Raw genomic sequence first — 813 nt, 5'->3', positions numbered from 1 at the left:
CTATAATCCATATTAGGGGGCTGCAAGCGGTCACCAAATTTTAAGTAAACTAAATAGGCCTCACTACATTACCTTTAAAATGAGTGTGGATTGGACTATTATACAGTTGTCGGAGCTTAAGACTCCGTGTTAATTAATGGACTTCGAGTCCGCGTATCGTAATGATACTTTGTGCCTGTTAAGACCATAGCGTAAAGACATTTCAGTGTCCGGTTCATGCAGGCAACTACAGCGACCTTATCCCTTTTCGGGATGGGTCGTTTTTTTAATCGATAATAATAATCGACAATGTGGTTGGGTGCAGCTGCTTTTTGACGAATCATATTGCGAACAAGCATGTAAACTAACGCTCTACCGTATGGATCGCCACGCTTATTAATATGATCCTGTCGCTGATAACCACCAGATTGATAACGATTTAAATCAATTCCAATAAAGGCGTTGATCTGATTAGCATTATCAAACCGTGTAATATCACCGAGTTCACCAAGTAATTGGGCAGCCGTCAGGTCGCCAATGCCTGGCATAGAAGTGTAGATATCAAAGGCTGGCAGTGGTTGGGCAAGTGACTTAAGTTGATTGATCAGCGTGGCTTTTTCTTGGGTCAATGCCATCAACTGTCGGCAATAGTAGCGAACTTCTTCCACTTGAATACTGTCAGCATTCGCAGCCGGATAGCTAAGTCGCGTGAATTCGAGTAATTTTCCTGCATACTTAAGTCCTTTAGCTTTAGATAGATTTTTATCGGTATTAGCAATGAGCTGATTTTTAAGTCGCGTCCGCGACAAGCCTTTAACAAAATCAGGATGTGGG

General features: G+C 42.1%; 1 protein-coding gene. It reads right to left on the bottom strand.

Annotation, left to right across the window (positions count from 1 at the left end):
- Positions 1-116 precede the first annotated feature (116 nt).
- Positions 117-813, bottom strand: a 697-nt coding sequence (locus tag CES81_RS13040) for a transposase (RefSeq protein ID WP_145993360.1), incomplete at its 5' end; no start/stop codon positions are given.

The sequence above is a fragment of the Secundilactobacillus pentosiphilus genome (genome assembly GCF_002217985.1).
In the GTDB taxonomy this organism is placed as follows: domain Bacteria; phylum Bacillota; class Bacilli; order Lactobacillales; family Lactobacillaceae; genus Secundilactobacillus; species Secundilactobacillus pentosiphilus.
The sequence above is the reverse complement of the archived record's forward strand: the minus strand, read 5'-3'. Positions and strand labels throughout refer to the sequence as shown.